The sequence below is a fragment of the Pseudomonas sp. REST10 genome (genome assembly GCF_029542605.1).
Lineage (GTDB): Bacteria > Pseudomonadota > Gammaproteobacteria > Pseudomonadales > Pseudomonadaceae > Aquipseudomonas > Aquipseudomonas khazarica.
Map to the genome: position 1 here is coordinate 3,959,366 of NZ_CP035677.1, position 26,250 is coordinate 3,985,615.

Annotated in this window: 27 protein-coding genes, 1 tRNA gene and 1 pseudogene; 10 read left to right on the forward strand and 19 right to left on the reverse strand. The window is 60.1% G+C overall.

Features of this window, described 5'->3' with window-relative positions; genetic code table 11:
- Positions 1 to 8 precede the first annotated feature (8 nt).
- From iscR to trmJ, 3 genes are all read right to left on the reverse strand, one after another.
- Complete coding sequence (iscR, locus tag EWH21_RS18615; RefSeq protein ID WP_037049610.1) at positions 9 to 506, reverse strand: Fe-S cluster assembly transcriptional regulator IscR; 498 nt, start codon at positions 504 to 506, stop codon at positions 9 to 11.
- A gap of 136 nt (positions 507 to 642) precedes the next feature.
- Positions 643 to 1,428: a serine O-acetyltransferase gene (cysE, locus tag EWH21_RS18620; RefSeq protein WP_037049612.1), complete on the reverse strand. Its 786-nt coding sequence runs from the start codon at positions 1,426 to 1,428 to the stop codon at positions 643 to 645.
- The gene (trmJ, locus tag EWH21_RS18625; RefSeq protein ID WP_037049613.1) at positions 1,421 to 2,200 is read right to left on the reverse strand and encodes a tRNA (cytosine(32)/uridine(32)-2'-O)-methyltransferase TrmJ; all 780 of its coding nucleotides are present in this window, start codon (positions 2,198 to 2,200) and stop codon (positions 1,421 to 1,423) included. Before trmJ ends, cysE begins: the two co-directional genes overlap by 8 nt.
- A 145-nt stretch (positions 2,201 to 2,345) precedes the next feature.
- On the opposite strand from trmJ, the gene suhB reads away from it, so the two are divergent.
- Entirely contained in the window at positions 2,346 to 3,161 is an 816-nt protein-coding gene (gene suhB / locus EWH21_RS18630; protein WP_047587606.1) for an inositol-phosphate phosphatase, read from the forward strand.
- Between the two features lie 57 nt (positions 3,162 to 3,218).
- Here suhB and EWH21_RS18635 read toward each other — a convergent pair whose 3' ends face one another.
- From EWH21_RS18635 to EWH21_RS18685, 11 genes are all read right to left on the reverse strand, one after another.
- The gene (locus tag EWH21_RS18635; protein WP_277699036.1) at positions 3,219 to 3,761 is read right to left on the reverse strand and encodes a glycine zipper 2TM domain-containing protein; all 543 of its coding nucleotides are present in this window, start codon (positions 3,759 to 3,761) and stop codon (positions 3,219 to 3,221) included.
- 118 nt (positions 3,762 to 3,879) lie between these two features.
- Positions 3,880 to 4,797 (reverse strand): protein translocase subunit SecF, encoded by a 918-nt coding sequence (gene secF, locus EWH21_RS18640; RefSeq protein WP_047587610.1) that lies wholly within the window; start codon positions 4,795 to 4,797, stop codon positions 3,880 to 3,882.
- 9 nt (positions 4,798 to 4,806) lie between these two features.
- A complete protein-coding gene (secD, locus tag EWH21_RS18645; RefSeq protein ID WP_152489432.1) occupies positions 4,807 to 6,675 on the reverse strand; it encodes a protein translocase subunit SecD in 1,869 nt (622 codons plus the stop codon).
- A 67-nt stretch (positions 6,676 to 6,742) separates the two neighbouring features.
- Positions 6,743 to 7,072 carry a preprotein translocase subunit YajC gene (gene yajC / locus EWH21_RS18650; RefSeq protein ID WP_037049627.1) on the reverse strand — a complete coding sequence of 110 codons (330 nt, stop codon included), beginning with the start codon at positions 7,070 to 7,072 and terminating at the stop codon, positions 6,743 to 6,745.
- Positions 7,073 to 7,112: 40 nt separating this feature from the next.
- Positions 7,113 to 8,228, reverse strand: a complete 1,116-nt coding sequence (gene tgt / locus EWH21_RS18655; RefSeq protein ID WP_172979227.1) for a tRNA guanosine(34) transglycosylase Tgt — start codon at positions 8,226 to 8,228, stop codon at positions 7,113 to 7,115.
- A gap of 20 nt (positions 8,229 to 8,248) precedes the next feature.
- Positions 8,249 to 9,292: a tRNA preQ1(34) S-adenosylmethionine ribosyltransferase-isomerase QueA gene (gene queA, locus EWH21_RS18660; protein ID WP_277699037.1), complete on the reverse strand. Its 1,044-nt coding sequence runs from the start codon at positions 9,290 to 9,292 to the stop codon at positions 8,249 to 8,251.
- Between the two features lie 35 nt (positions 9,293 to 9,327).
- Complete coding sequence (locus EWH21_RS18665) at positions 9,328 to 10,101, reverse strand: ABC transporter substrate-binding protein (protein ID WP_277699038.1); 774 nt, start codon at positions 10,099 to 10,101, stop codon at positions 9,328 to 9,330.
- Between the two features lie 369 nt (positions 10,102 to 10,470).
- Positions 10,471 to 10,965, reverse strand: a complete 495-nt coding sequence (locus tag EWH21_RS18670; RefSeq protein WP_277699039.1) for a ribonuclease H — start codon at positions 10,963 to 10,965, stop codon at positions 10,471 to 10,473.
- Between the two features lie 286 nt (positions 10,966 to 11,251).
- Positions 11,252 to 11,917, reverse strand: coding sequence for a helix-turn-helix domain-containing protein (locus EWH21_RS18675; protein WP_277699040.1), 666 nt, complete (start codon positions 11,915 to 11,917; stop codon positions 11,252 to 11,254).
- An 8-nt stretch (positions 11,918 to 11,925) separates the two neighbouring features.
- Positions 11,926 to 12,210 carry a hypothetical protein gene (locus tag EWH21_RS18680; protein ID WP_277699041.1) on the reverse strand — a complete coding sequence of 95 codons (285 nt, stop codon included), beginning with the start codon at positions 12,208 to 12,210 and terminating at the stop codon, positions 11,926 to 11,928.
- A 255-nt stretch (positions 12,211 to 12,465) separates the two neighbouring features.
- Complete coding sequence (locus EWH21_RS18685) at positions 12,466 to 13,206, reverse strand: Rha family transcriptional regulator (RefSeq protein ID WP_277699042.1); 741 nt, start codon at positions 13,204 to 13,206, stop codon at positions 12,466 to 12,468.
- A 142-nt stretch (positions 13,207 to 13,348) separates the two neighbouring features.
- Between EWH21_RS18685 and EWH21_RS18690 the strand changes: the two genes are divergently transcribed.
- Both EWH21_RS18690 and EWH21_RS18695 read left to right on the forward strand, forming a co-directional pair.
- On the forward strand, positions 13,349 to 13,984 hold the full coding sequence (locus tag EWH21_RS18690) for a hypothetical protein (RefSeq protein ID WP_277699043.1): 636 nt from the start codon (positions 13,349 to 13,351) through the stop codon (positions 13,982 to 13,984).
- On the forward strand, positions 13,977 to 15,017 hold the full coding sequence (locus tag EWH21_RS18695; RefSeq protein ID WP_277699044.1) for an ATP-binding protein: 1,041 nt from the start codon (positions 13,977 to 13,979) through the stop codon (positions 15,015 to 15,017). The genes EWH21_RS18690 and EWH21_RS18695 overlap by 8 nt, the downstream gene beginning before the upstream one ends.
- 349 nt (positions 15,018 to 15,366) lie before the next feature.
- Here the strand turns inward: EWH21_RS18695 and EWH21_RS18700 are convergent, their stop codons facing one another.
- Both EWH21_RS18700 and EWH21_RS18705 read right to left on the reverse strand, forming a co-directional pair.
- Positions 15,367 to 15,999, reverse strand: coding sequence for a recombinase family protein (locus tag EWH21_RS18700; protein ID WP_277699045.1), 633 nt, complete (start codon positions 15,997 to 15,999; stop codon positions 15,367 to 15,369).
- A 314-nt stretch (positions 16,000 to 16,313) separates the two neighbouring features.
- Complete coding sequence (locus EWH21_RS18705) at positions 16,314 to 17,201, reverse strand: tyrosine-type recombinase/integrase (protein ID WP_277699046.1); 888 nt, start codon at positions 17,199 to 17,201, stop codon at positions 16,314 to 16,316.
- Positions 17,202 to 17,828: 627 nt separating this feature from the next.
- Here EWH21_RS18705 and EWH21_RS18710 point away from each other — a divergent pair.
- Complete coding sequence (locus tag EWH21_RS18710) at positions 17,829 to 18,914, forward strand: type I restriction endonuclease (RefSeq protein WP_206596341.1); 1,086 nt, start codon at positions 17,829 to 17,831, stop codon at positions 18,912 to 18,914.
- Here EWH21_RS18710 and EWH21_RS18715 read toward each other — a convergent pair.
- A complete protein-coding gene (locus EWH21_RS18715; RefSeq protein ID WP_277699047.1) occupies positions 18,898 to 19,917 on the reverse strand; it encodes a tyrosine-type recombinase/integrase in 1,020 nt (339 codons plus the stop codon). The two genes, EWH21_RS18710 and EWH21_RS18715, sit on opposite strands and share 17 nt — an antisense overlap.
- Positions 19,918 to 20,332: 415 nt before the next feature.
- Here EWH21_RS18715 and EWH21_RS18720 point away from each other — a divergent pair.
- The 3 genes from EWH21_RS18720 (at position 20,333) to EWH21_RS18730 (ending at position 21,627) form a co-directional block, all read left to right on the forward strand.
- A tRNA-Leu gene (locus EWH21_RS18720) sits at positions 20,333 to 20,417 on the forward strand.
- Between the two features lie 334 nt (positions 20,418 to 20,751).
- Positions 20,752 to 20,964 carry a cold-shock protein gene (locus tag EWH21_RS18725; RefSeq protein WP_003298189.1) on the forward strand — a complete coding sequence of 71 codons (213 nt, stop codon included), beginning with the start codon at positions 20,752 to 20,754 and terminating at the stop codon, positions 20,962 to 20,964.
- Between the two features lie 165 nt (positions 20,965 to 21,129).
- Entirely contained in the window at positions 21,130 to 21,627 is a 498-nt protein-coding gene (locus tag EWH21_RS18730) for an RDD family protein (RefSeq protein WP_037049632.1), read from the forward strand.
- Between the two features lie 57 nt (positions 21,628 to 21,684).
- Here EWH21_RS18730 and lptG read toward each other — a convergent pair whose 3' ends face one another.
- Positions 21,685 to 22,749, reverse strand: a complete 1,065-nt coding sequence (gene lptG, locus EWH21_RS18735; protein WP_134676976.1) for an LPS export ABC transporter permease LptG — start codon at positions 22,747 to 22,749, stop codon at positions 21,685 to 21,687.
- Positions 22,742 to 23,866 (reverse strand): LPS export ABC transporter permease LptF, encoded by a 1,125-nt coding sequence (gene lptF / locus EWH21_RS18740; protein ID WP_037049636.1) that lies wholly within the window; start codon positions 23,864 to 23,866, stop codon positions 22,742 to 22,744. Before lptF ends, lptG begins: the two co-directional genes overlap by 8 nt.
- Before the next feature lie 143 nt (positions 23,867 to 24,009).
- On the opposite strand from lptF, the gene EWH21_RS18745 reads away from it, so the two are divergent.
- The 3 genes and pseudogenes from EWH21_RS18745 to EWH21_RS18755 form a co-directional block, all read left to right on the forward strand.
- Positions 24,010 to 25,497 (forward strand): leucyl aminopeptidase, encoded by a 1,488-nt coding sequence (locus EWH21_RS18745; protein ID WP_152489454.1) that lies wholly within the window; start codon positions 24,010 to 24,012, stop codon positions 25,495 to 25,497.
- 93 nt (positions 25,498 to 25,590) lie between these two features.
- Positions 25,591 to 26,010, forward strand: a complete 420-nt coding sequence (locus EWH21_RS18750; RefSeq protein WP_277699048.1) for a DNA polymerase III subunit chi — start codon at positions 25,591 to 25,593, stop codon at positions 26,008 to 26,010.
- A 60-nt stretch (positions 26,011 to 26,070) separates the two neighbouring features.
- A pseudogene (locus EWH21_RS18755) lies at positions 26,071 to 26,250 on the forward strand (DNA polymerase III subunit chi); the annotation flags it as partial.

Genomic DNA, 26,250 nt, shown 5'->3' on the forward strand with positions numbered 1-26,250 from the left:
CGCCCTGCTCACTCGATGGCAGACGCTTCAATCTTATCCAGATGCGGTGCAGTGCCTCTGCCGGAGCAGCGACGCTGATCCTGACGCAACGCGACCTCCTGCACCTCATGGCGCGCGACCAGATCAGCCAGGCTGATGCCGCTGAGGAATTCGTGAATCTGCTGACTGAGATCGCACCACAGATGGTGAGTCAGGCAGGTATCACCGGCATGGCAGTCGCCCTGCCCCTGGCAACGCGTCGCGTCGACGGACTCGTTGACCGCGTCGATCACCTGCGCCACCTGGATGCCACGCATGTCGCGCGACAACTGGTAGCCGCCACCCGGCCCGCGCACGCTGGACACCAGGCTGCCACGGCGCAGCTTGGCGAACAGTTGCTCGAGATAGGACAGGGAGATGCCCTGCCGCTCGGAGATGTCGGCCAGGGAAACGGGACCGTGCTGTGCGTGCAACGCCAGGTCAAGCATGGCGGTAACGGCGTAACGGCCTTTGGTGGTCAGTCGCATGGCTCTACCACGAATCACTGAATTGCAGCGGAGTATGCGATTCCCGAGTATTTAAGTCAACTATAAGACCTATTGATTTACTCGGGATTGACCGCAAAAAGAGGCGGCATGATAGCAAATGCCGCCCCCTCGTGCATCACGCAGCGGGCTTGTCGCTTGCCTGCTGGTCCTTGCAGACGTCGGCGAAGTCTTCATCGCGCAGCGTCGGCAGGTCCTTGCCGCAATAGTCGCTGCCAAGCGCCGTCAGGGCCTTGCACATGCCCTCGAGACGCCCGTCGACGGCGTGCAGGTGATCGAGCAGCTGGCCGATGGCACGTGCCACCGGGTCCGGCATGTCCTGCCCCACACCGTAGGCATCGAAGCCGATCTTCTCGGCCATGGCCTGGCGCTTCGCCTCCTGCTCGCCGTCGGACTTGACGATGATCTTGCCCGGGATGCCGACCGCCGTGGCACCGGCAGGCACCGCCTTGGTCACCACCGCATTGGAGCCGATCTTGGCACCGGCACCGACAGTGAAGGGGCCGAGCACCTTGGCCCCCGCACCGACCACGACACCATCTTCCAGGGTCGGATGGCGCTTGCCCTTGTTCCAGCTGGTGCCCCCCAGGGTCACGCCCTGATACAGCGTCACGTCATTACCGATCTCGGCAGTCTCGCCGATGACGATGCCCATGCCGTGGTCGATGAAGAAGCGCCGCCCGATCCTGGCCCCGGGATGAATCTCGATGCCGGTCAACCAGCGCCCAAAGTTGGACACCACGCGCGCCGGCCACTTCCACCCCGAACGCCAGAGCGAATGCGCGGCACGGTGCAGCCAGACGGCATGCAGCCCGGGGTAGCAGGTCACGACCTCGAAGGTATTGCGCGCGGCCGGATCACGGTGAAATACGCTCTGGATATCTTCTCGCATGCGTTCAAACATCAGATTTCCCCTGCTTGTGAGGCTCTCCGCGCACGGCTTTCTCGGTCTCGGTGAGAATGCCGCGCAGGATATTCATTTCCAACTTGCTCACCGCACTGCGCCCATAGAGGCGACGCAGGCGAGTCATCAGGTGCCGGGGCTTCTGCGGATCGAGGAAGCCGATCATCACCAGCACGCGACGCAGATGACCGTAGAAGGACTCCAGCTCATCCGCAGTCGCCGCCTGGGAGTTGAGCACCGCCGTGGTCTCCAGCTTCTCCACCTTGGTCGGCAGATTCTGCGCCGTGAGCCAGGCCATCCGCACTTCGTAGACCAGCACCTGAACCGCCGCCGCCAGGTTCAGCGAACTGAACTCCGGGTTCGACGGGATATGCACGTGATATTGACATCGCTGCAGTTCTTCGTTGGTCAGCCCGGCATATTCGCGACCGAACACCAACGCGACTTCGCCACCGCCAGCCGCCTGCTCGCAACTGGTCACACCGCACTCGCGCGGATCGAGCAGCGGCCAGGGAATGCGCCGATCACGCGCACTGGTGCCAATCACCAGACTGCAGCCGACCAGCGCCTCTTCCAGCGTACCGACCACCTGCGCGGCATCGAGCACATCGGTGGCACCGGAGGCTCGCGCGACAGCATCACCGCTGGGAAAATCCACGGGATCGACCAGCACCAGACGCGACAGGCCCATGTTTTTCATCGCCCGCGCAGCGCCGCCGATGTTGCCCGGATGACTGGTATTGACCAAAACCACGCGAATATTTTCCAGCAACGCAGGCACTCTCAGTGAAGACAAGGGGGCAACGATCTTACCCAAGCCCTCAGATTAATGCCATGCAGCATACAGACGGCGCTTCATCGGCAAAGGTTTTCTGCTAACATGGCGGGCTTTCTTTAACGCCCCAGGTGAACCTCCCATGCAGCCCATGCTGAATATCGCCCTGCGCGCCGCTCGCAGCGCCGGTGAAATGATCTTTCGCTCCATCGAGCGCCTGGATGTCATCTCGGTCGACGAGAAGGATGCCAAGGATTACGTCACCGAGGTCGACAAGGCCGCTGAACTGATGATCGTCCAGGCCATTCGCAAGGCCTACCCGACCCACAGTTTCCTGGGCGAGGAAGGCGGCGTGCTGGAAGGTAGCGGCGAGGGCGCCGACTATCAGTGGATCATCGACCCGCTGGACGGCACTACCAACTTCATCCGTGGCGTGCCGCACTTCGCCATCAGCATCGCCTGCAAATACCGCGGCCGCCTCGAGCACGCCATCGTCCTCGACCCGGTACGCCAGGAAGAATTCACCGCCAGCCGTGGCCGTGGCGCCGCCCTCAACGGCCGCCGCCTGCGCGTCAGCAACCGCAAGAGCCTCGACGGCGCCCTGCTCGGCACCGGCTTCCCGTTCCGCGATGGCCAGCTGGACCACCTGGACAACTACCTGAACATGTTCCGCAGCCTGACCGGCCAGACCGCTGGCATCCGCCGCGCCGGCGCCGCCAGCCTGGACCTGGCCTACGTCGCCGCCGGCCGCTTCGATGCGTTCTGGGAATTCGGCCTGTCCGAGTGGGACATGGCTGCAGGCGCCCTGCTGATCCAGGAAGCAGGCGGCCTGGTCAGCGACTTCAGCGGCGGCCACGACTTCCTCGAGAAGGGCCAGATCGTCGCCGGCAACACCAAGTGCTTCAAGGCCGTGCTGACCGCCATTCAGCCGCACCTGGCACCCTCGATGAAGCGCTGAGTTTCAGCTGCGCAATAAAAAACGCCCCGAGGGGCGTTTTTTATTGGCGGTCATTTCTCACTGGGTCTGCTGCACCAGGACCAGCTCGCCGTTGTCGTTGAGCGGAATGCGACTGCCAGGATCACGATCCATGCGCACGCTGCCGACCTTCTCGCCCAGCTGGTACTTCACGTCGTAACCCACCAGCTTCTGGCTGGTATCGGTCACGGTATTGCAGCGCGTTTCAGTGGTGGTGTAGGTGTCACGCTGCTGCATGCCCTCCTGAATCTTGTTGCCGGCGTAGCCGCCGCCAACCGCACCCGCCACCGTGGCGATCTTCTTGCCGTTGCCGCCACCGATCTGGTTGCCCAGCAGGCCGCCGGCGATGGCGCCAATGGCGGTACCGGCGATCTGATGCTGATCCTGCACCGGACGCTGACGCGTGACGGTCACGTCCTTGCACACCTCCCTCGGGGTCTTCACGGTTTCATTGACCGGCGTGACAGCCAGCACCTCGGCATAGTCCGGGCCACGATCAACCAGACTGTAGGTGGCCACGGCACCACCAGCGGTCACACCCACAGCACCCAGTACGGCACCTACCAACATTGACTTGTTCATTTTATGTGTCTCCCAGGCTCGGCGACTCGCGCCTCTCTCCTTGCCTAGGACAGCAAAAAGCCGCGGCAAGTTCGACTTGCCGCGGCTTTCGCTGACTTTCTAGACGCCCGTCACAACATCAGGGACGCCCGTCGTCGGCCTCTGCATCGACCGCCGGAGGAATCAGATCCTCGACGCTGAGCTTCAGCCACACCAGCACCGTGGCGCCGATGTAGACCGACGAGTAGGTACCCACCACCACACCGACCAGCAGGGTCAGCGCGAAGGCCGCCAGCACGTCGCCACCGAAAAACAGCAGCGCCAGCAGCGCCAGTGCCGTGGACAACGAGGTAGCGATGGTACGCAGCAGGGTCTGGGTGATCGAGATGTCGACGTTCTCGATCAGCGACGTCTTGCGCAGCACGCGGAAGTTCTCGCGGATACGGTCATAGATGATGATGGTGTCGTTGAGCGAGTAACCGATCATCGCCAGCACCGCAGCCAGCACGGTCAGATCGAACGGGATCTGGAAGAACGCCAGCACCCCCAGGGTGATCACCACGTCATGCACCAGCGAGGCGATGGCACCGACGCCGAACTTCCACTGGAAGCGGAATGCCAGGTACAGCAGGATGCCGCCCAGGGCCAGGAGCATGGCGATGCCGCCCTGGTCGCGCAGCTCTTCACCCACCTGCGGACCGACGAACTCGACGCGCTTGACCTCGAACTGCGTCGCCGCGTCCACCTTGCGCAGCGCCGCCGCGACCTGGTTGCCCAGGTCCGCGTCGTCACCGGCGAGGCGCACCAGCACATCGGTGCTGGCGCCAAAGCTCTGCACCACGGCATCGACGTAGCCTGCCTGGCCCAGTTCGTTCTTGATCAGATCCAGGTCGGCCGGCTGCTCGTACTGCAGCTCGATCAGAGTACCGCCGGTGAAGTCCAGACCGAAGTTCAGGCCCTTGGTGAACAGCGCACCCAGGCCGACGATGGTCAGTACGACGGTCATTGCGAAGGCGATGTTGCGGATCGCCATGAAACGAATGGTTGACTTGATCATGGCTGCACCTCAGATCCACAGCTTCTTGACGTTGCGACCACCGAAGATCAGGTTGACCAGACCTCGGGTGAACATGATGGCTGTGAACATCGAGGTAACGATCCCCAGCGACAGCGTCACCGCGAAGCCCTTGACCGGGCCGGTGCCCATCGCGAACAGGATGCCGCCCACCAGCAGGGTGGTCAGGTTACTGTCGAGAATCGCCGAGTAGGCACGATCGAAACCCTCATGAATCGCCCGCTGCACATGCAGCCCCTTGGCCAGCTCCTCGCGTATGCGCGAGAAGATCAGCACGTTGGCGTCCACCGCCATACCCAGGGTCAGCACGATACCGGCGATACCCGGCAAGGTCAGGGTCGCGCCGATCGCCGACATCAGACCGACCAGCAGCACCAGGTTGAACGCCAGCGCCACGGTCGCCAGCACACCGAAGAAGCGATAGATGGCGATGATGAACAGCGCCACGAAGATCATCGCCCATTCGGTGGACTCGATACCCTTGGCGATGTTCTCCGCCCCCAGGCTCGGGCCGATGGTGCGTTCTTCGGCGAAGTACATCGGTGCAGCCAGGCCACCGGCGCGCAGCAGCAGCGCAAGCTCGGAAGACTCGCCCTGGCCATTCAGACCGGTGATGCGGAACTGGCTGCCCAGCGCCGACTGGATGGTCGCCAGGCTGATGATCTTCTTCTCTTCGACGAAGGTCGGCACGGCGACCTCCTGCTCGACACCGTCGACGGTCTGACGCACGTAGCGGGTGACCGGCTTCTGTTCGATGAAGATCACCGCCATGCTGCGCCCGACGTTGTTGCGGGTGGCGCGGTTCATCAGGTCGCCGCCATGGCCGTCGAGACGAATGTTCACCTGCGGGCGACCGTTCTCGTCGAAGCTGGCCTGCGCGTCGGTGACCTGGTCACCGGTGATGATCAGCTCACGCTCGAGCTGTACCGGCGGACGACCGGCCTCGCGGAATTCGAAGTCCTCGGTCGCACCACGCGGCGCGTCCAGCTCGGCCTGCAGACGGAACTCCAGGTTGGCGGTCTTGCCGAGAATACGCTTGGCCTCGGCAGTGTCCTGCACGCCCGGCAGCTCGACCACGATGCGGTTGGCACCCTGGCGCTGGACCAGCGGCTCGGCGACGCCCAGCTCGTTGACCCGGTTGCGCACGGTGGTGAGGTTCTGCTTGATCGAGTACTCGCGAATCTCGGCGATCTTGGCCTGGGTCAGTGCCAGTTGCAGGACCTGCTGACCACCACGCTCGACGCTGGTCAGTTCGAAGTCCTTGTAATCCTTGCGGATCAGGCGCTCGGCATTGTCCAGCGTCTCGCTGTCGGCGAAGCCCAGCTGAATGCGGCCATTGCTTTCCGGCATGCTGCGGTAGCGCACGCGCTCCTTGCGCAGCAGGCTCTTGATCTCGCCTTCATAGACCTTGCGACGCACATCCAGCGCCTTGTCCATGTCGACTTCCAGCAGGAAGTGCACACCGCCGGAGAGGTCCAGGCCGAGCTTCATCGGGCTCGCGCCCAGGCTGCGCAGCCAGTCGGGTGTGGTCTGCGCCAGGTTCAGCGCCACCACGTAGTCATCACCCAGCGCACGGCGGACGATGTCCTTGGCCGGCAACTGGTCATCCTGCTTGGCCAGACGAATCAGGCCACCGCGACCACGCTCGTCGATGCTGGCGGCCTTGACCTGGATGCCCGCATCCTGCAGCGCCTTGCTGGCACGGTCGACATCCGCCTGCTCGATGGCCAGCGCCGAACTGGCGCCACTGACCTGGATCGCAGGATCGTCCGGATAGAGGTTGGGGATGGAGTAGACCAGACCGATCGCCAGCACGGCCAGGATCAGCAGGTACTTCCACAGAGGGTATTTATTGAGCATGAACGAGCCACCCGCTTATGACGCGGGGCGCTTAAAGCGCCCCGTCGAATGGAAACTATGAACTGAATCAGATGGCTTTCAGCGTGCCCTTGGGCAGGGTGGCGGCAATGGCCTGCTTCTGGAACTTCAGCTCGACGGTGTCGGACACCTCGATCACCACGAAATCATCGGTGACCTTGGAGACCTTGCCGGCGATGCCGCCGCTGGTGACCACTTCGTCGCCCTTCTGCAGACCGCCGAGCAGGTTCTTGTGCTCTTTGGCGCGCTTGGCCTGCGGACGCCAGATCATCAGATAGAAGATGACCAGGAAGCCAATCAGGAAGACCCACTCGAAACCGCTCCCTGCAGGGGCAGCAGCCGCGGTGTCAGCGTAGGCGGCGGGAATGAAAAAGCTCATGTAGCACTCCTAATGGAAAGGATCTTGAATCGTTCGGGAATCAGTCCAGCGGCGGCACAGGCAGGCCGCGCTTGGCATAGAAGGTTTCGACAAAGGCGGCCAATGTACCCTGTCCGATAGCCTCGCGCAAACCAGCCATAACCCGCTGATAATGCCGCAAGTTATGGATGGTATTGAGCATGCTGCCGAGCATTTCGCCGCATTTGTCCAGATGATGCAGGTAGGCGCGGGAGAAGTTTGTGCAGGTGTAACAGTCGCAGGTCGGGTCCAGCGGCGAATCGTCGTGCTTGTGCACCGCATTGCGGATCTTCACCACGCCGGTATCGACGAACAGGTGACCGTTGCGGGCGTTGCGCGTCGGCATCACGCAGTCGAACATGTCGACGCCGCGACGCACGCCCTCGACCAGGTCCTCGGGCTTGCCGACGCCCATCAGGTAGCGCGGCTTGTCGGCCGGCATCTGCGGCGGCAGGTAGTCGAGCACGCGGATCATCTCCTCCTTCGGCTCACCCACCGACAGGCCGCCAATGGCCAGGCCGTCGAAGCCGATTTCGCAGAGGCCGTCGAGCGAGCGCTTGCGCAGCTCCTCGTGCATGCCGCCCTGGACGATGCCGAACAGCGCCGCCGTGTTCTCGCCATGCGCGTCCTTGGAGCGCTTGGCCCAACGCAGCGACAGCTCCATGGAGCGCTTGGCCACGTCGAACTCGGCCGGATACGGCGTGCATTCGTCGAAGATCATCACGATGTCCGAACCGAGGTCACGCTGCACCTGCATCGACTCTTCCGGCCCCATGAACACCTTGGCGCCATCGACGGGCGAGGCGAAGTACACGCCCTCTTCCTTGATCTTGCGCATGGCGCCCAGGCTGAACACCTGGAAGCCACCGGAATCGGTGAGGATCGGCCCCTGCCACTGCATAAAGTCGTGCAGGTCGCCATGTTTCTTGATCACCTCCATCCCCGGGCGCAGCCACAGGTGGAAGGTGTTGCCAAGAATGATCTGCGCGCCGATCCCCTCGACGTCACGCGGCAGCATGCCCTTGACCGTGCCATAGGTACCCACCGGCATGAAGGCCGGGGTCTCGACCACGCCACGCGGGAAGGTCAGGCGACCACGACGGGCCTTGCCGTCGGTGGCCAGCAACTCGAAGGACATGCGACAGGTGCGCGACATACTCAAACCTCGGGCCCGCGCGCGGCGGGATTGCGGGTGATGAACATGGCATCACCATAACTGAAGAAGCGATAACCCTGCGCCACGGCCTCGCGATAGGCCGCCATGGTCTCGGCATAACCGGCGAACGCCGACACCAGCATCAGCAGCGTCGACTCGGGCAGGTGAAAGTTGGTCACCAGGGCGTCGACCACATGGAACGGCCGGCCGGGGTAGATGAAGATGTCGGTGTCACCGCTGAAGGGCTTCAACTCGCCATCGCGGGCAGCGGTTTCCAGGGAACGCACGCTGGTGGTGCCCACCGCCACGACACGACCGCCGCGCGCGCGGCAGGCGGCGACCGCATCGACCACATCCTGGCCGACCTCCAGCCACTCGCTGTGCATGTGATGGTCCTCGATACGCTCGACGCGCACCGGCTGAAAAGTGCCCGCGCCCACATGCAGGGTCACGAAGGCCGTCTCCACGCCCTTGCCACGAATGGCCGCCAGCAGCTCGTCATCGAAATGCAGCCCGGCGGTCGGCGCCGCCACCGCTCCGGCCTTCTGCGCATAGACGGTCTGATAGCGCTCGCGATCCGCCTCGTCATCCGGGCGGTCGATATAGGGCGGCAACGGCATGTGTCCGACACGCTCGAGCAGCGGCAGCACCGGCTCGGCGAAGCGCAGCTCGAACAGGGCGTCGTGGCGCGCGACCATCTCGGCCTCGCCACCACCATCGATGAGAATCTGCGAGCCAGGCTTGGGCGACTTGCTCGAACGAACGTGCGCCAGCACGCGATACTGATCGAGCACACGCTCCACCAGCACCTCCAGCTTGCCGCCGGAGGCCTTCTGGCCGAACAGGCGCGCAGGGATCACGCGGGTGTTGTTGAACACCATGAGGTCGCCGGGGCGCAACTGCTCCAGCACATCGGTGAACTGGCCATGACGCAGCTCGCCACTCGGGCCATCGAGCTGCAGCAAACGGCTGGCGCGACGCTCGGCCAGAGGATGGCGGGCGATCAGCGGCTCGGGGAGATCGAAGTGAAAATCGGCAACACGCATGATTCGGCGGGGGTATTTCAGCAGGGCCGCAAAGCTTACCGGATTTCCCCTTGTCCGGCCACGTGAGCCTGCGGCGCGTACTCTGCAACGATACGCGCCAGGGTACCGTCCTCCTGCAGGGCCCTTATCGCCTCGTTGATCGCCGCCAGGTGCCCGGCATGGTCACGATGCAAGCGCAGACGCAACTGCGAGCGATTGATCACGGCGCCCTCCTCCACCTGCCAGCTCGGCGCCTGCAGTTGAGGATCGCGACTTCTCAGGTAGCGCCACTCCAGCCGGTCGAGAATACCGGCCTCGCTGTGCCCCTGGGCGACCCGGAAGATCAGCGCATGGGCATCGGCACCATCGTTGCGCTGGAAATACTCGCTGCCCACATAGCCGTAGCCCCGCACCGTGGCGATGGAGCGGCCACGCAGGTCTTCGAGGTGCCGGAAGGGAAATCCCCTGCCCGGCGCGAAGAGCAGCATCTCTTCAGCGTCCAGCACCGGTATGCTCCAGAGCGAAACCTCGGCCTGCCCGGCAGCGCGCCGCCAACTCTGGCTCACGCAACATTCGATCTGCACCTGCCCCTCGCGGAACAGCTTCTGCGTGCGCAGCGGCGGCAGCGGGTGGCTGGCCTGCAGGTCGTCCGGCAGGCGCGCATCCAGCGCGATCATGAAATCGTGCAGGATGCCGCTGATCCGCTCGCCGTCGACAATCCAGTACGGCGCCCAGCTCTCATCGGTGACGGCATAGACCAGCACCTCCGCCCGCGCCACGGGCACGAGCGCCAGCCACAGCAGAATTGCCCGGCACAAGACTCTGACCACACTCCCCCTCCATGACCGGACTGCCCAAAGCCACCTATATAAGCACTCACCTCGGTGCGCTTGATGACAGACGTGATTCTAAGCACCGACGCAATAAAAAGTCAGATGCAGCGCTGCTACACAGTGTCCCAACCATAGCGTTGCCACGACAGCTGCGCCGATTGACCAGCGCAAGACGCGTCCCTATACTGCGCCGCCATCGTGCCCCGGTGGCGGAATCGGTAGACGCGGCGGATTCAAAATGACTCCAGCCAACTACCAAACCCCTCTAGATCGCACCTTTCAGACCATCAAGGCCGCTGCTACACCGCTGAGTCACGGTTAAGACTCGATCCTGACAGCCTCGTCAATCGGCTTCAAGATTCCCTTCTACGCCACTTCCTCAGCCACTCTCCTGACTCGTTTTTTGTACGTCCTCCCGGTCGCCCCAAGCCTCGCCAGAACATCTGCCCGCTCGTTACCTTGCATGCCGTTGTGTCCCCTTACCCAGCAGACAGTGACGTCCTTCTCCAGCAGTAGTTGAGCCAGGCGTTGCCATAAGTCGAGGTGCTTCGGTGGTTTCTTGTCGGCCTTCTTCCAGCCCTTGGCCTTCCAGGCTTCCAGGTGCCCATTGCAGGCGTTGGCGATGTATCCGCTATCGGTGTGCAAGGTGATAGGCACAGGCTGAGTGCATCGCTCCAGAGCCTCGACCAAGACCATGAGTTCGGCTCGGCTGTTAGTCTGCTCCTGGGCCTCGGGGACTGGCCCGGCAAGCTCCAGGGTGTCGCCTTGCGGGTTGGTCAGAACAGCGCCCCAGCCTGCTCTAGCGTTGGGCTTTCCGTTGTTGGTGCATGCGCCGTCGGTGTAGATGGTGTAGGTGTTCATGGGTAAGTGTTCCTTGTCTGAAGTGCAGGCAGACCTCCCCCTCCTGACGTTTCTCAGGTGGAGACTTCCAGTGATGTAGTTCAGGTGGTCGAGGCCGAAGGCCTGCGAGGGAAGACCAAACGCAGAGGGGACGCCATACGCTGGCTGGGTGCAAGGCTGAGGGCTTCGCTAGGAGATGGCCTTGGTGCTGGTCTTTGCTTGGTTTGCCATTGAAAGGGGCAACTACAACAACCGCACCAGAGCGAACACCCGGAGACCTCTGGGAGGCAGTGGTCTTGGTGGTCTTTTATATTACTGGGGGCTTCTCCACCCCCTTGATACCAGCGGCCTGCAGCCAAGATCTGCCGCCATTTTTGGCGGTTCTGAGTACCCACTGCTGCAATGCTTGGTCTCTGGCCTGAAGGTCACCTTTCCATGCGTACCAAGGGTGGAGGCTGATTTTCATTGGCCAGTATCGGCCTTGGTGTTTGCGCTCAATCAGACGATGCCGCTCCAGATCAGCCAAAGCCCGCTCGACGTTACGCTGCGGAGTGCCCAATGCCTCGGATAGCTCAGCTATGGAGCCAAACCAGATGTTGCGCGCCGATAGCCCGCAGGCAAGATGCTTGAATACCCTGACGGCCTTGTCGCTCACCCCGGTATCAAGAAGGCTCAGGATCTTGTCGGCGTCATAAACCAGCCGATCTATCCACCAGTCAAATGTCTCGACAGCCCGCCATAGCTCCTCATCGTTTCTGGCGTGATTGACCCAAGGTGTATCAAGCCCAACATCGGGAGCACTCCTCAGGTCACGCTTCGTCAATGCTAGGGGAGCCTCCTGCATTTGATCTGTGAGATTCAGGATTTCGCCTGACTCGATATCGACATAAAAGCGATGGCCCAGCTCATAAGAGAGAACAGCAACAGTCTTGGTCTCGACGTCACTGAGGGCAGCGCTCGGTAGTTGTTCCATGCGCCCCCTTAGCGGCTCAGTTCAGCCGGGGTGAGCGCCTTCCCGCCCATGCGGTTGACCGAGCCAAGCTGCAGCCAGTGAGGGGCATCCTTGTCGTTCTGAGCAAGCTCCAAGAGGTCGGCAAGCGATTTGCTCAGGCCAGCAACCAGGGCCAGCTCCAGGGCTTCGCCCAAGCGTGTGTCGCGCCCCTTCCGCTGTGCCAAGGCGTTGGCCAGGGCGACCAACTGGGTGGCATGGTCGCGGCGCATGTGGACGTGGAAGCGCACCAGGGGCGCAGGAAGTTGATGCTTCATCGGGTAGTGTTCCTATGTGATAGACGAACGCATCGCCCCGCCAGGGGTAGCCCTGCAGGGTGTCGGGAGGTATCGCCAAGGGAGTGTGTTCAGAGACAGGAAATACGCGGCTTTGAGCGCTTTTCTTTCTGCTAGTACTGGGGGTAAAGAGGCGTCAGCGGCTTGCCCTCACGGACGGTGACTTCGCACCGCCCGAAGAACGCTCCCAGGGTTTTCTGGACTTCGTAGAGAGAGCCTCGCAGGGCGTAGTCGGACTTACTCAGCATTCAGCTTGGCCTCCAGCTCCTCGGCGCTTACCGGGCTGTAGCCCTGCTTCATAACGAGCTGACCACTCAGGTACAGGTCGACCAGTTTCTTCTGGTCCTTCTCCAGCGCGACGACTACCGAGTAACCCTCAGGGGAGAAACGGTTGGCGAAGAGCTTGTCACGGTACTTGGAGCACACTGTCCATGTGCCGGTACGGCGGTGCAGGTATCCCAAAGCGCCCAGGCGGTTCTGAATCTGGGACTTGTTCACGCCAGGGAAGCGGCCCACGAAGTCGCACACAGTCAAATGCTTACGCTGGCCAACGACCATACCGACCTGGGCATCAGGCTTCATCGCTTCGTTCTGAAGACGGAGCTGTTCCTTCTGCTCTTCCAGCTCGGCGGCGAGGCGCAGGGCTTCAGCGAAGGAGGTCGGCAGCTTCGGCGCTTGCTGGGCCTCCAGTTCCATCCAGCGCTTGGTGATGGCGTAGCGCATCTGGACGTTGTAGCCAGAGACCAGAGTGATGGTCAGGTCTTTCGGGAGGTTGAAGACCTCAACGGTGCGGACGGAGTTGTTCGGGCCAGGGACTTGAGCAGTGGCTGAAAAATCAGCCGCAGCTTCGCCCAGCTCGCCCAGCATCTTGCGGATGTCAGCTAGGACGTTCTTGTGTTCCTTCCCGGTCAGCTCAGCAATCTCGCGGCTGCTCATGGTCAGAGTGGCGTTGGTGTTCAGGGCGGTCAGTGCGTTCATGTTGTCTCTCCAAAATGGTCTGAACAGAGGCCTATGTCAGTAACTCATTGGTCTGATTGAGCGCGCTGGTAAATTCAGGCCGACTTGAGGAAAATACTTTCCTGTTGAACATAAAAAACTAGGGAACAAAGGAGCTCGCCATATGGATTTCAATTTGGATGTGATGGAGAAGTGGGTTTCTCTTGGGGCAGGGATAATTGCTATAGCGGGAGGTCTTTTCTTTTGGAAAAAGAAGGGTAGGCCTGTTAAGTCAGAAGGAGAGGTCTTAGGGGAGGTGATTAATAGTCAAAACGTATCTAACGCTAACGTGGTTAACTTACATCTTTCGTCTGGCGAAAATAATTCTGGATCCTCAAGCTCGCAAGATGCTTTGTCTTCATTTGATATACCGACGCTCAAGAAGAATGTAAGAATACTATTTATTGATGACGACCGGGGCTTTAAAATTGTTGGGATTTTAAAGAAGATGGGGTGGGAGCATACAAAGATTGTTGTTGATGCAAGCTCTCTGGAGCAGTCCCAGTTAGTTGACGCAAATGTTGTGTTTGTTGACATTCAGGGCGTCGGAAAGATGATGCATTATGGTGATGAAGGCTTGGGGCTCGCGCTGGCTATCAAAAGAAGATATCCAGAGAAGAAGGTCATCATCTACTCTGCACAAGAGGAGGGCGAGCGCTTTCATGAGGCCTTGCAAGAGGCGGACTATAATCTGCCTAAAACGGCCGAACCCATTCGCTTTGAAGACACCATTGTGCGGGTTATGAAAAAGAATGCTTGAACAAATTTCTAAAATCGCCCTTTGGAGTCATGAACGTGCAGAGCCTCTTATTGATCAGCTAGGTACTGACTTAGCTTTGTGCAAGAAAGAGCTCCCCAGTGCTGGTACAAAAGTAACGAATTTTCGGGGGCGTAAGGCTAGGCTCGTCAGATATTCCGAAGGCATTTATACTGCCGTGGCGTTTTCCTTTGATGCGGATAAAGTAAAAAGCAGGAAGATTATGGATATTGAGGTGCGGACGGTAATTGCCGCTGCGCCGCTAATCGATACTTCGGCCAAGCGTGCTGAGCAACGAACAAAGCGACTCATTCATAATCTCAAGAGCATCACTGCAAAAACAAGCCAGGAAATATTCTACCTGGTTAAGCAGGACGCTTTAATGGGCAGCCCTAAAGAGGCTTTGGATTATGTTGCTGAGGAGGTAAAGGATAACTCCCGTGATACAGCAAAGGCTCTTATGGAGATACTTAAGCATCAGTTGGCGCAAAAGGCAGAGTACTCTGCCTTTGAAAAGCTCTCTGGCAAGATTGACTCGACCAAAATGGAGGTTCACGATATCCATAGGGTTTTGATGAATGTCTTTTATTTATTTTTTGGCGAATTCTTGGATCGTAAGATAAAGGCGCGAGTTGAGCCAACGAGGCTGCAGGCTCTTTTTGACTACGAGTCAATTCACGCCTGCATATATTATCTTGTAGAAAATGCCGCTAAATATGCGATGCGTAATAGTTATTTGAATGTCACAACATCTTATGATGGTAATGGCTTCATAGACATTCGTTTTGAGATGGAAAGTCTATCTATATCGAATGACGAAGAGGAAGTGATTTTTGAAGAAGGAGTTTCAGGTAGGCGAGCCCATAGCGAAGGTCTAAATGGTGCGGGCCTGGGCCTATACCTGGCGCGAGCTATGGCAAGGTTGAATGGGGGGACTTTGCATCTTCATCCCGGAAGACAGCTAATCGGTGGCATTTACTCACGAAACTCTTTTGTTCTGAGTCTTAGAACTGACCCTAGCACTAAAGTTGTATAGGCAGAGCGTATAGCTTGACGCTATAACTTTTGATTTCTAGTAGTTGCGTTGCTGGATAGTAATGAAAATAACAGGGGAGCACACGTCTTTGTAGGCTAGGCGCTAACGCGGCAGGATTACTGGTCGGAAGTAACCAAGAAGATACCAGGAGTCCAGAGCGCATAGTTGCTTAAACCTCACACTCAGGCATGGGCTTTTGAGCGCTCGGAGGATGCCCTAGAGTCGCTGGGGTTGGCTAACTTCCTCGGCTGAATTCCACCAATGGTGTGAATATCCCCCTCAGATACATCAAGCCCCCGTTGGGTGACCTTCGGGGGCTTCGTCTTTTTTGTGGTACTGGTGATAGGCCTCAGGCTGTGGCGCTGGCCTTGTCTCTGGCTCTAAGCACAGTGCTGGTGCTGACCCTCAAGAGCTTGGCCGTCTCTCTGATACCTGTTCCCTTGTTCAACAGGGCCAGGATGCTGGCGTGCTTATCCTTGTCGATGCCTCGGCCCTTGTAAGCCCCCTGGGCCTTGGCCTTGGCGATGCCTTCGTTCTGGCGTCTGCGTCTGTCTTCGTAGTCTTTCCGGGCAACCGCTGCGAGCATGTCCAGCAGCATGTCATTGATGGCGCCCAGCATCCGAGAGGTGAAGGCATCGGCTGCGGTGTTGCTGTTGCTGGCCATGAATTGGTGAGAGGTCGGTAGATCCAGGGCAACGACCCGCACCTCCTTCGCCTTGATGGTCGCCCGGAGTTGTTGCCAGTCGCCCTCAGTGAGGCGGCTCAGACGGTCGACCTGCTCAACCAAGAGAACATCCCCCGGCTTCGCGTCGGCCAGCAGGCGGAACAGTTCAGGGCGCTGCAGAGAGGCGCCGCTTTCGTTCTCGGTGTAGTAGCTAGCGATGTGCTGGCCATAGCTTTGGGCGAAGGCGTCCAGGGCAGACCGCGCTCGGCTAGCATCTTGCTCAGTAGTGGATGCCCGGAGATACGCACGGACAAACATTGGTGACAGCTCCTTGTTGTCGTTTAGGTGTTGTCACTATGCATGTTGCCGTATGAGTGGTCAAGACCATGCCAAACGACAACAAGCCAGGAGGCTATTGCTATTGTCGCTGAGGTATACCCAAAGAGAACGCCTAAGCACTGGCCGGTAGGGGGCTAAGGTGCTGAAGCTTGGCAGGGGGCTGGACGCGCCAGCGAAGGGCAAGGGCTGCCGATGCTGTGTGGATCTTGCGAGGAAAAGGGCTACGAACGAAATGAACGACCCCACCCCGGTACGGGGGGGAAGACGCTCAATTCCCTATTACAAAAAGGCGCTCAGATTTTTTCGCCAAAAATGTGCGGCTGCGTGCGCAGGTTATCGAACGCATCTTCAACCCGCTGCATTGGCTCTCGCAGATCCTCCACGCTCAGGCGCAGATAGTGCTTCATGGTGACATCAGCACCAGAGCTATGGTTTACGAGCTTCTTCACTGTGGCCAGATCTCTCAGCGTCCTCTGGGCAACCGTCACGAAGGTTCGCCTTAAGTCGTGAGCCGTCCATTTGAAGCCGATCCTTTCTGAAACCTCTGCGGTAGAAGCCGTTATCCCGCGCCCATTGAGCCTGAATACGCGACCAGTGCGCCCGTGGCAGTGGTCATAGAGATAGCCAAATAAGCGGGTTCCAAGAGGTAGTCGATGTGTCATTCCGTTCTTGGTATCGGGGAATGTCACCGTTCTGGAATGCCAGTCGATATCGGTAGCTTCCAAGCCCAGCGCTTCAGACCTCCTGCAACCGGTCAGAGCAACGAAGGATAAGAAAGCGGATGCTTCTTTATCCCGCAGCGCAGCAACCTCCTTCCACCATTTGGGGTGAAGGGCATCAGGAAGTAAGCGGTCTTTTGGTTTGATGACGTGCAATCCTCCCAATGCCTTGATCCGTTGCGTAGGGTTGGGAAGGGTTACATCGTATTTGGCGCAGCCGAACGACCAAAGGGCGGATATGACGCGAACGAGATAGTTGGCCTGTGCATGGGAGCGCTCACTGACAGTGCCGAAGCGCGCCTCAAAACTGTCGGTGGTAATTGCCTGCCAATCAGCGTTGCGCCAGTCTTTCGCATAGCGATCTATAACGGACTGATAGTCTTCTGCTGTTCTCGGCTTCAATCGCCGTGTCGACAAATAAACGTCGAGCAGTTGTTGCAGCGTGAGCGACGAGGCGTTCATCCGAGGCGGCCTCTGCTGCGCCCTAACCACCAGTGTGCCTTCGTAATCTGAGTAGAGGGGGCCGGCGGCTAGACTGTTTCTAAGCAGCGTCAGTGCTGCAGCGCGAGCTTCGTCAGCGCTTACTACCGGCCAACTCCCCAGTGGAGTGAAAGAGCGATATACCCGGATCCGGAAGTTCTTGGTGCGTGCGCCTACCACGATCTGAAAACCAACAAGCTGAGAATCGTGGCAGATCAGGCGACCTCCCTTCTGACAGCTCAACCTAGCGATAGCAGTGTCTGTAAGAAGGAGTCGTCGAGAGGTGGCGGACTGAGGATTTCCGCCGCTGCTTGAGCGCAAAAATTACCTCTGACTAGCTCGCAACGAACTGTCGTAAATCCTGCCACCGTATTAGGAGTGCGGGCAAGTCTATGCGCTGAGTCATGACCTACACTCGCCTTGGTCGCTGGTCTTTGAGCAACTGCCTTTGCGATTGCCTAATCCCTGGCGCGTTGGCTAGCGCTAAATTGGCATTGCCAGCATCTTGGGACTGTCAAATTTTTCTACCAAAACCTTTTGACCTGTGCGTGATTGCAAGGGCAAAACGCCAGCACTAGGATGGGCGCAGTCTTCAAAAAGGAGAGAGACATGGAATTCCACGAAAGGCTTGGCGCGCTGGCGACCAAAATTCGTCAGCAGGCATCAACGATTCAGACTGAAGAGGCGACTAAAAATGCTTTCGTCATGCCCTTCATCCACTCGGTGCTCGGTTATGACGTCTTCGACCCGTCAGAAGTGACCCCTGAGTACATCTGCGACGTAGGAACGAAGAAAGGCGAAAAGATTGACTACGCCATTCTCAAAAACGGAGATGTGCAGATACTCATAGAGTGCAAGAAGATTGGCGAACCACTGAACGTCAACCATGCAGGCCAGCTTTTCCGGTACTTCCATGTAACAAACGCACGGATCTCAATCCTGACGAATGGACAGGTCTTCAAGTTTTTCACCGACCTTGATGCTCCCAACAAAATGGATGACAAGCCATTCTTGGAGCTAGACCTGCTCGACATTGACGAACATGTCATCCCAGAGCTGCAGAAGCTCACCAAGGTGGCCTTCGATGTAGAGTCCATCATCAGTGCAGCCGGCGAACTGAAATACGTCGGTCAGCTCAAGCGTGAAATTGCTAGTCAGTTTTCCAAGCCTGACGAGGATTTCGTCAAACTATTTGCCAGCCGTGTTTACGATGGGATGCTCACCCAAAAGGTACGTGAGCAGTTCTCTGAACTCACCCGCAAAGCACTGGCCCAGTTCCTCAGCGACCAGATCAATGACCGCCTCAAATCAGCAATGAGCGGGGCGCCTGCGATGACTCCAGTAGCGCTGCCCACAGGTCAGGACACACCAAACGACAAGAGCGAAAAAGACTCTGACGGAGACAAAATTGTCACCACTCTGGAGGAGCTGGAAGGCTTTCACATCGTCAAAGCCATCATCCGAACGGTCGTTGACGCAAAGAGAATCATCCATCGTGATACCCAGAGCTATTTCGGTGTGCTGCTGGATGACAACAATCGAAAACCTCTATGCCGCCTGCACTTCAACCGCAGCCAGAAGTACCTGGGTATCTTCGACAAAGACAAGAACGAAACTCGCCACCCCATTGACTCGCTGGACGACATCTACAACTTTGCCGAGCAACTGAAGGCGACTGTCAGCTATTACGAGTAGCTGCTTTGTGATTCCGGTCATCGTGTTTTGCGGTGGCCGGTTCCCCTGCCTTCACCTCCTCGAAAGCATCCTCCACTGCCTGCATCGGCTCCCTCAAGTCCTCCACACTCAGCCGCAGATAGTGCTTCATGGTCACGTCGCCACTAACACTGTGGTTGACCAAACGTTTCACTGTGGCTAAGTCCTTCAGCGTTCGCTGGGCAATCGTTACAAACGTCCGCCGCAAGTCGTGGGGCGACCACTTGAACTGCAACTGATTAACCAGATGCTCGACCATCAGCTCTAGACGACGCGTCGACAACTGGAAGACCAGCCCCTGTCGTCCCTCACAGTGAATCTTCAGCATCGCATAAAGACGCCTGCAGAGAGGAAGCCTGTGGTCGCTGCCATTCTTGGTGTCATGGAAAGTAACCGTCTTGGTCTGCCAGTCAATGTCCGTGGTCTTCAGCCTCAGCGCCTCCCCTCTCCTGCAGCCTGTGAGCGCAATGAAGATGAAGGCCGCTGACGCCTCCCTGTCAGGCAGAGACTCCACAGCCCTCCACCACCGTGGCTGCAATGAGTCAGGAATAACGCCATCCCTTGGCTTGATGTGGTGCAGCCCACCCATCGCCTTGAGACGCTGAGTCGGGTTCATCGTCGTGATGCCGTGTTTGGCAGCCCCGAACGACCAGACAGCAGAAAAGATTCGGGCAAGCTGATTGGCCTGGGCCTTGGACTTGGCGCTGACCTCATTGAAGCGTTTCTCGAAAGCATCCGATGAAATAGCCAGCCAGCTTCGCTCCAGCCAGTCGGCGGCATAGCGGTTGAAGACCTTCTGATAGTCATCAGCGGTGGATGACTTCAGCTTTCGTGTGCTGCGGTACTCGTTGAAGACAGCTTGCAGCGTTGGCGCTGGCTTGGTCTTAGGCTTGGGCGCCCTGACAGGCTCAGGAGCTGGCGCAACCTCAACCCGAGCAACCTCCTGCCTAGCAGTAACCCCAAGGCGTGCCTTCAAAGCATCCAACGCAGCCGCCCTGGCCTCCTCCGCGCTCATTACAGGCCAGTGGCCGAGCGTCCTATAGCTACCCCTCAACCGAACACGAAAGACCCTTGAGCGAGCGCCTACGACCATCTGGAAGCCGACCAAGTGGCTGTCGTGAAAAACCTGTCGTGCGTTACCCGAACAATTGACCCGAGCGACCAAGGCATCGGAGAGAAGGAAGCGTCTTGCGGTCGTTTTCTGCGTCACCATTGCTACACCACTGCGTCACCAACATGCATGGGCGTGACTCAGCAGCGGCAAGCCCACAACGGGCTAAGCGCGCACTCAGGAGTAGCATCAACAGGCTGCTTACAGGGCTGGAGGCCATCTATTTCAAGGGTTTCACTAGCGCCGATTGACCAGCGCAAGACGCGTCCCTATACTGCGCCGCCATCGTGCCCCGGTGGCGGAATCGGTAGACGCGGCGGATTCAAAATCCGTTTTCGAAAGGAGTGGGAGTTCGAGTCTCCCCCGGGGCACCACGACATGGCCCGCAAGACTTTGGTCTTGCGGGCTTTTTCATTTCTGCACGAACAATCCATGCAATTGTTGCAATCCTGCTGTCGCTGCACTTTCCCAGCGCCTCGGCAGGCCCCGTAAAACCTGGCTGGCGACGTACCTGGCAGGGGTTGGCAATTGCGCAAAAGTTAGCGTAGAGTGATCGAACTGTTTGCATGGGTCGCTGTGAATCGTGACTCTGGTGCAGCAGATCATCTAGATCCGCTACATCCCGCTCGACTTCTATTACTCCTTGCAACCAGTCTCAGCCCTCTATACTCGGAGGCTGTCATCAACTCTAGTTTCAAGGAAAAAGACATGTCGAATCGTCAGAACGGTACCGTCAAGTGGTTTAACGACGAGAAAGGTTTTGGTTTTATCACTCCCGAGAGCGGTCCGGATCTGTTCGTGCACTTCCGCGCGATCGAAGGCAACGGCTTCAAGAGCCTGAAAGAAGGCCAGAAAGTCAGCTTCGTCGCTGTGCAAGGTCAAAAAGGCATGCAGGCCGACCAGGTTCAGATCCTGGGCTGATTGCCGCAGCTTTGAAAAACCCCTGATCTTCATCAGGGGTTTTTTATGCCTGTCGTTCGGGCCTACGCCCTGCAGCGCCAGGTAACAGATCAGCGAGACGCTTTTTTATCCCCTCCGCCCGCTCGCGGTTAGAATGGCGCGCACTTTCGTCACAGCGAGCCCATCATGCCGAAACACACGCTACGCCCGCAGGGAGACTTCCCCACTGCCGGGCTGATTCGTCGCCTGGCGGCCATCTTCTACGACTTCCTGCTTTGCGTCGCCCTGGTCATGGTCGTGACCCTGGCCTACCAGCAGGGCATCCTGCGCATGATCCACGGCGGCGATACGCTGAGAGCCATGGCCGAAGCCGGCGCGCTGGACCATGACCCGGTGCTCGCCAGCCTGGCACTGCTGTCGCTGTTCGCCTTCTTCGCCAAATTCTGGACCCACAATGGCCAGACCCTGGGCATGCAGGCCTGGGGCCTGCGCATCCAGAATGCCGATGGCAGTGCCATCGACCTGTGGCAGGCCCTGCTGCGCTTCGTGGTCGCGATCGGCTCCTGGCTGTTCGCCGGGCTCGGGTTTCTCTGGCTGCTGTGGGACAAGCAGGGCCGTACCTGGCACGACATCTATTCAGGCAGCCGCGTCGTGCAGCTACCCAAGAACGTCCACAAGAAATAACCAATGGCAGACATGAAAAAGCCGGTTCAATGAACCGGCTTTTTTTGTGGATCTGACTCAGCCTGCGCGCCGCAACAACCAGACGCCGGCCAACGCACAGACACCGGCAGGCACCAGCACCGCCAGCAGCGGCGAGAAGCCGAACACCAGGCTGGATGGGCCGAGCAGGTCCTGGGCGATACGGAACACGAACCCCACCAGCACGCCGGTGAACACGCGCTGACCCAGGGTCACCGAGCGCAGCGGGCCGAAGATGAACGAGATGGCCATCAGCACCAGCGCCCCGGTCACCAGCGGCTGCAGCAGCTTGGTCCAGAAGGCCAGCCAGTAACGCGCGTTGTTCAGGCCCTGCTCCGCCAGGTAGTGGATGTACTGCCACAGGCCGGTGACCGACAGCGACTCGGGCTGCATCACCACGGTATTCAGCAGTTCCGGATTGAGCTCGATATCCCAGCGCTCCTGGTCCTGCTTGACCACCTCGGAGCGGTCCTCGTGCAACAGAGTGGTCTGCACGTTGCGCAGCATCCAGTGGCTGTCGCGATACTCGGCGCGACGGGCGAAGCTGGCCGACAGCAACCGGCGCTCGTCATCGAAGCGATAACGGGTCACCCCGAGCAGGACGCCATTGGGCTGTACGGCGTTGATGTGCACGTACTCCTGCCCCTGGCGATGCCACATGCCGCGCTTGGAACTCTGCGCAGCGCCGCCGCCCTGGGCCAGGGCACGATCGGCCTGGGCCTGGTTCTCGGTGAGCGGCGCGACGTACTCGCCGATCAGAATGCCGACCAGCATCAGTGCCAGCATGGGCTTCATCACGGCCCAGACGATGCGCCCGATGGACACGCCAGCGGCACGCATGATGGTCAGCTCGCTGTTGCTGGCCAGCGTGCCGAGGCCGATCAGGCAGCCGATCAGCGCCGCCATCGGCAGCATCTCGTAGGCGCGGCGCGGCGCGGTCAGCAGCACGTACCAGAGAGCCTGGCCGAGACCGTAGTCGCCCTTGTTCAGGTCACCCAGCTCATCGATGAAGGCGAACAGCAGCGCGAGGCCGAGAATGATGCCCAGCACCGCGAGAATGGCGATGAATACCTGCGCCCCGATGTAACGATCCAGCTTAGCCATGGGCCACCTCCGACACCGCCGCACGACGGCTGGCCCACCACAGACTCAGACGCTCCCAGTACAGCAACAACAAACCGATGGCCAGGAAGATGCCATGCACCCACCACAGCCCGAGCCCCGTTGGCAGGCGGCCCTTGTCCAGCGCGCCACGGGCGGCGATCAGCAGCCCCAGGTACGCCATATAGAGGAAGATCGCCGGCAGCAGCTTGAGGAAGCGCCCCTGGCGCGGGTTGACCTTCGACAGCGGCACGGCCAGCAGGGTGACCACGAACACCAGCAGCGGCAGGGACAGGCGCCACTGCAGCTCAGCCTGTAGCACCGGGTCGTCGCTGCCGAACAGATCGCGGGTCGGAATCGCCTCACGTTCGTTGGCCTCGATGGCGACCTCGGGCTTGGGCAGCAGCACGCCGTAGGTGTCGTACTGGATGGCGCGGTAGTCGGCCTCACCCGGTTCGCCGTCGTAGCGGTAGCCGTTCTCCAGAATCAGGTAGCGGCTGCCATCGTCCTGGATTTCCTGGCGCCCGCTCTCGGCGACCAGCACGGTGATGCCGCGCTCGGAGGTGCCGTCGGTGGAGAAGCGCTTCTCCGACATGAACACACCACGCAGCTCGCTGCGGTCGGCGGAGAGTTCCTGCGAATAGGTCACCCGCGAGCCGTCGCGGATCGACTGGAAGCGCCCCGGCACCAGGGTGTCGAGTTCGGTCAGGGCGTCCTGCTGGTTGAGAATGCGCGCCACGCCGGCAACGCCTTGCGGCGCCAGGCCGAGGCTGAGCCAGCCCACCAGCAGAGCGACGATCAGGGCCGGCGCCAGGCTGTAGGCCGTCAGACGCTGCTGGCTGACACCGGTGGCGGACAGCACCGTCATCTCGCTGTCCAGGTACAGGCGACCGTAAGCCAGCAGAAAACCGAGGAACAGGCCCAGCGGCAGAATCAGCTGGAGGAAGCCTGGTATCCGGTAACCCATGATCATGAACAGCACGCCGGGGTCGAGAACCCCCTGCGCTGCCTGGGCCAGGTATTTGATGAAACGACCACTCATGATGATCACCAGCAGTACGGCACTTACCGCACTGAGAGTTACCAGCACTTCGCGGGATAGATAACGGAAGACGATCAAACCGGACGCTCCAGGGTTGTCAGGCTCAGGCGCGAGCGCTCAAACTAGCCGCACCTACTTGCCGGCCCACCGCAGGGTGAGCCCTCGAAAAATGGCGGACATTATCCGTCAAACCTGACTCTTTGTCTTGGGGACAGCTCATTATGGAATTCCTCGTCAAAAGTACACGCCCGGAAACCCTGAAGACCGCTACCCTGGTCGTCGCCATCGGCGAAGGCCGCAAACTGAGTGAAACCGCCAAGGCGGTGGACCTGGCCAGCAAAGGCGCACTGAGCGCCGTGCTCAAGCGTGGCGACATCACCGGCAAACCGGGGCAGACCCTGCTGCTGCACAGCCTGCCGGGCCTCAAGGCCGAGCGCGTGCTGCTGGTGGGCTGCGGCAAGGGCGATCTGTCCGACCGTCAGCTGCGCAAACTGATTGCCAGCGTGCACGGCGTACTCAAGGGCCTGGGCGGCAGCGACGCCCTGCTCGCCCTCGGCGAACTCAAGGTCAAGGGCCGTGATGCCTACGGCAAGGCGCGCCTGATCGTGGAAACCCTGGCCGACGGCAGCTACCTGTTCGAGCAGTTCAAGAGCAAGAAAGCCGATCCTCGCGCGCTGAAGAAAGTCACCCTGGCCGTCGACAAGGCCGAGCTGGCCGATGCCGAGCGCGCCCTGCAGCACGCCCGCGCCATCGCCGCCGGCGTGGCCTTCACCAAGGACCTGGGCAACCTGCCGCCGAACCTCTGCCACCCCAGCTACCTGGCCGAAGAGGCCAAGGCCCTGGGCAAGGCGTACAAGAACCTCAAGGTGGAAATCCTCGACGAGAAGAAGCTCAAGGAACTCGGCGCCGGCGCCTTCCTCGCCGTGGCCCAGGGCAGCGAGCAGCCGCCGCGGATGATCGTCATGCACTACCAGGGCGGCAAGAAGGACGAGAAACCCTTCGCTCTGGTCGGCAAGGGCATCACCTTCGACACCGGCGGCATCAGCATCAAACCGGCCGCCGGCATGGATGAGATGAAGTACGACATGTGCGGCGCCGCCAGCGTGTTCGGCACCCTGAAAGCCGTGTTGGAACTGCAGCTGCCGATCAACCTGGTGTGCCTGCTGGCCTGCGCCGAGAACATGCCCAGCGGCCGCGCCACCCGCCCTGGCGACATCGTCACCACCATGAGCGGGCAGACCGTGGAAATCCTCAACACCGACGCGGAAGGCCGCCTGGTGCTGTGCGATACCCTGACCTATGCCGAGCGCTTCAAGCCGCAGGCGGTGATCGACATCGCCACCCTCACCGGCGCCTGCATCGTCGCCCTGGGCAGCAACGTCTCCGGCCTGATGGGCAACAATGACGCCCTGATCAGGCAGATCCTCAAGGCTGGCGAAAGCGCCGACGACCGCGCCTGGCAGCTGCCGCTGCACGACGAGTACCAGGAGCAGCTCGACAGCCCGTTCGCCGACATCGCCAACATTGGCGGGCCGAAGGCCGGCACCATCACCGCCGGCTGCTTCCTGTCGCGCTTCGCCAAGAACTTCCACTGGGCGCACCTGGATATCGCCGGCACCGCCTGGATCAGTGGCGGCAAGGACAAGGGCGGTACCGGCCGACCGGTCCCGATGCTGACCCAGTACCTGCTGGATCGCGCCAAGGCCTGATGCCACTCCGTAGCCCGGATGCAATCCGCGGACATACAGCTGTCCCGGATTGCATCCGGGCTACGTCTGCCCTTTATCACCGCCGAAGAAATCATGCCCAGAATCGAGTTCTACGTCCTTTCCTCCAGCGACGCCCCCGGGCGCCTGCGGGCCGCCTGCCAGCTGGCACTGAAGGCCTGGAACGCCGGCCTGCCGGTGTTCCTGCGTGGCAGCGACGAGGCGCAGTGTGGCGAGCTCGATGACCTGCTCTGGCAGTTCAAGGCCGAGCGCTTCGTGCCCCACGACCTGCACCGCGATGCGCCGCTGTCGCCTGTGGTACTGGGCACCGACGAGGTCCCCAACGCCGAGCAGGGCGTGCTGATCAACCTCGGCAGCAGCCTGTCGCCGCATGTCGAGCGCTTTGCCCGCATTATCGAGATCGTCAACCAGCAACCGGAACTGCTGAACGCCTGTCGCGAGAATTTCCGCGCCTACCGCCAGCGCGGGTATGATCCGCAACGTGTCGAACTTTAGGGTCCGGCAACGCTCACACCCTTTGTCACACTGCCTTTTCCTATCGCCGCGCTGACCGTCATGGACACCCCCAAGCCTCCGCAAAAACCCGTTCAGTTGCTGCATGATCTGGAGTCGATCCGCGAGCTCCTGGGTGATGACAGCCACGAGCCACCGCTGCTGATCGACTCGCTCGATCCGGACAGCATCCCCGTGCTGTCCGACATCGTCAGCGCCCCGCCTGGCCCGCCCCCGCCGTTC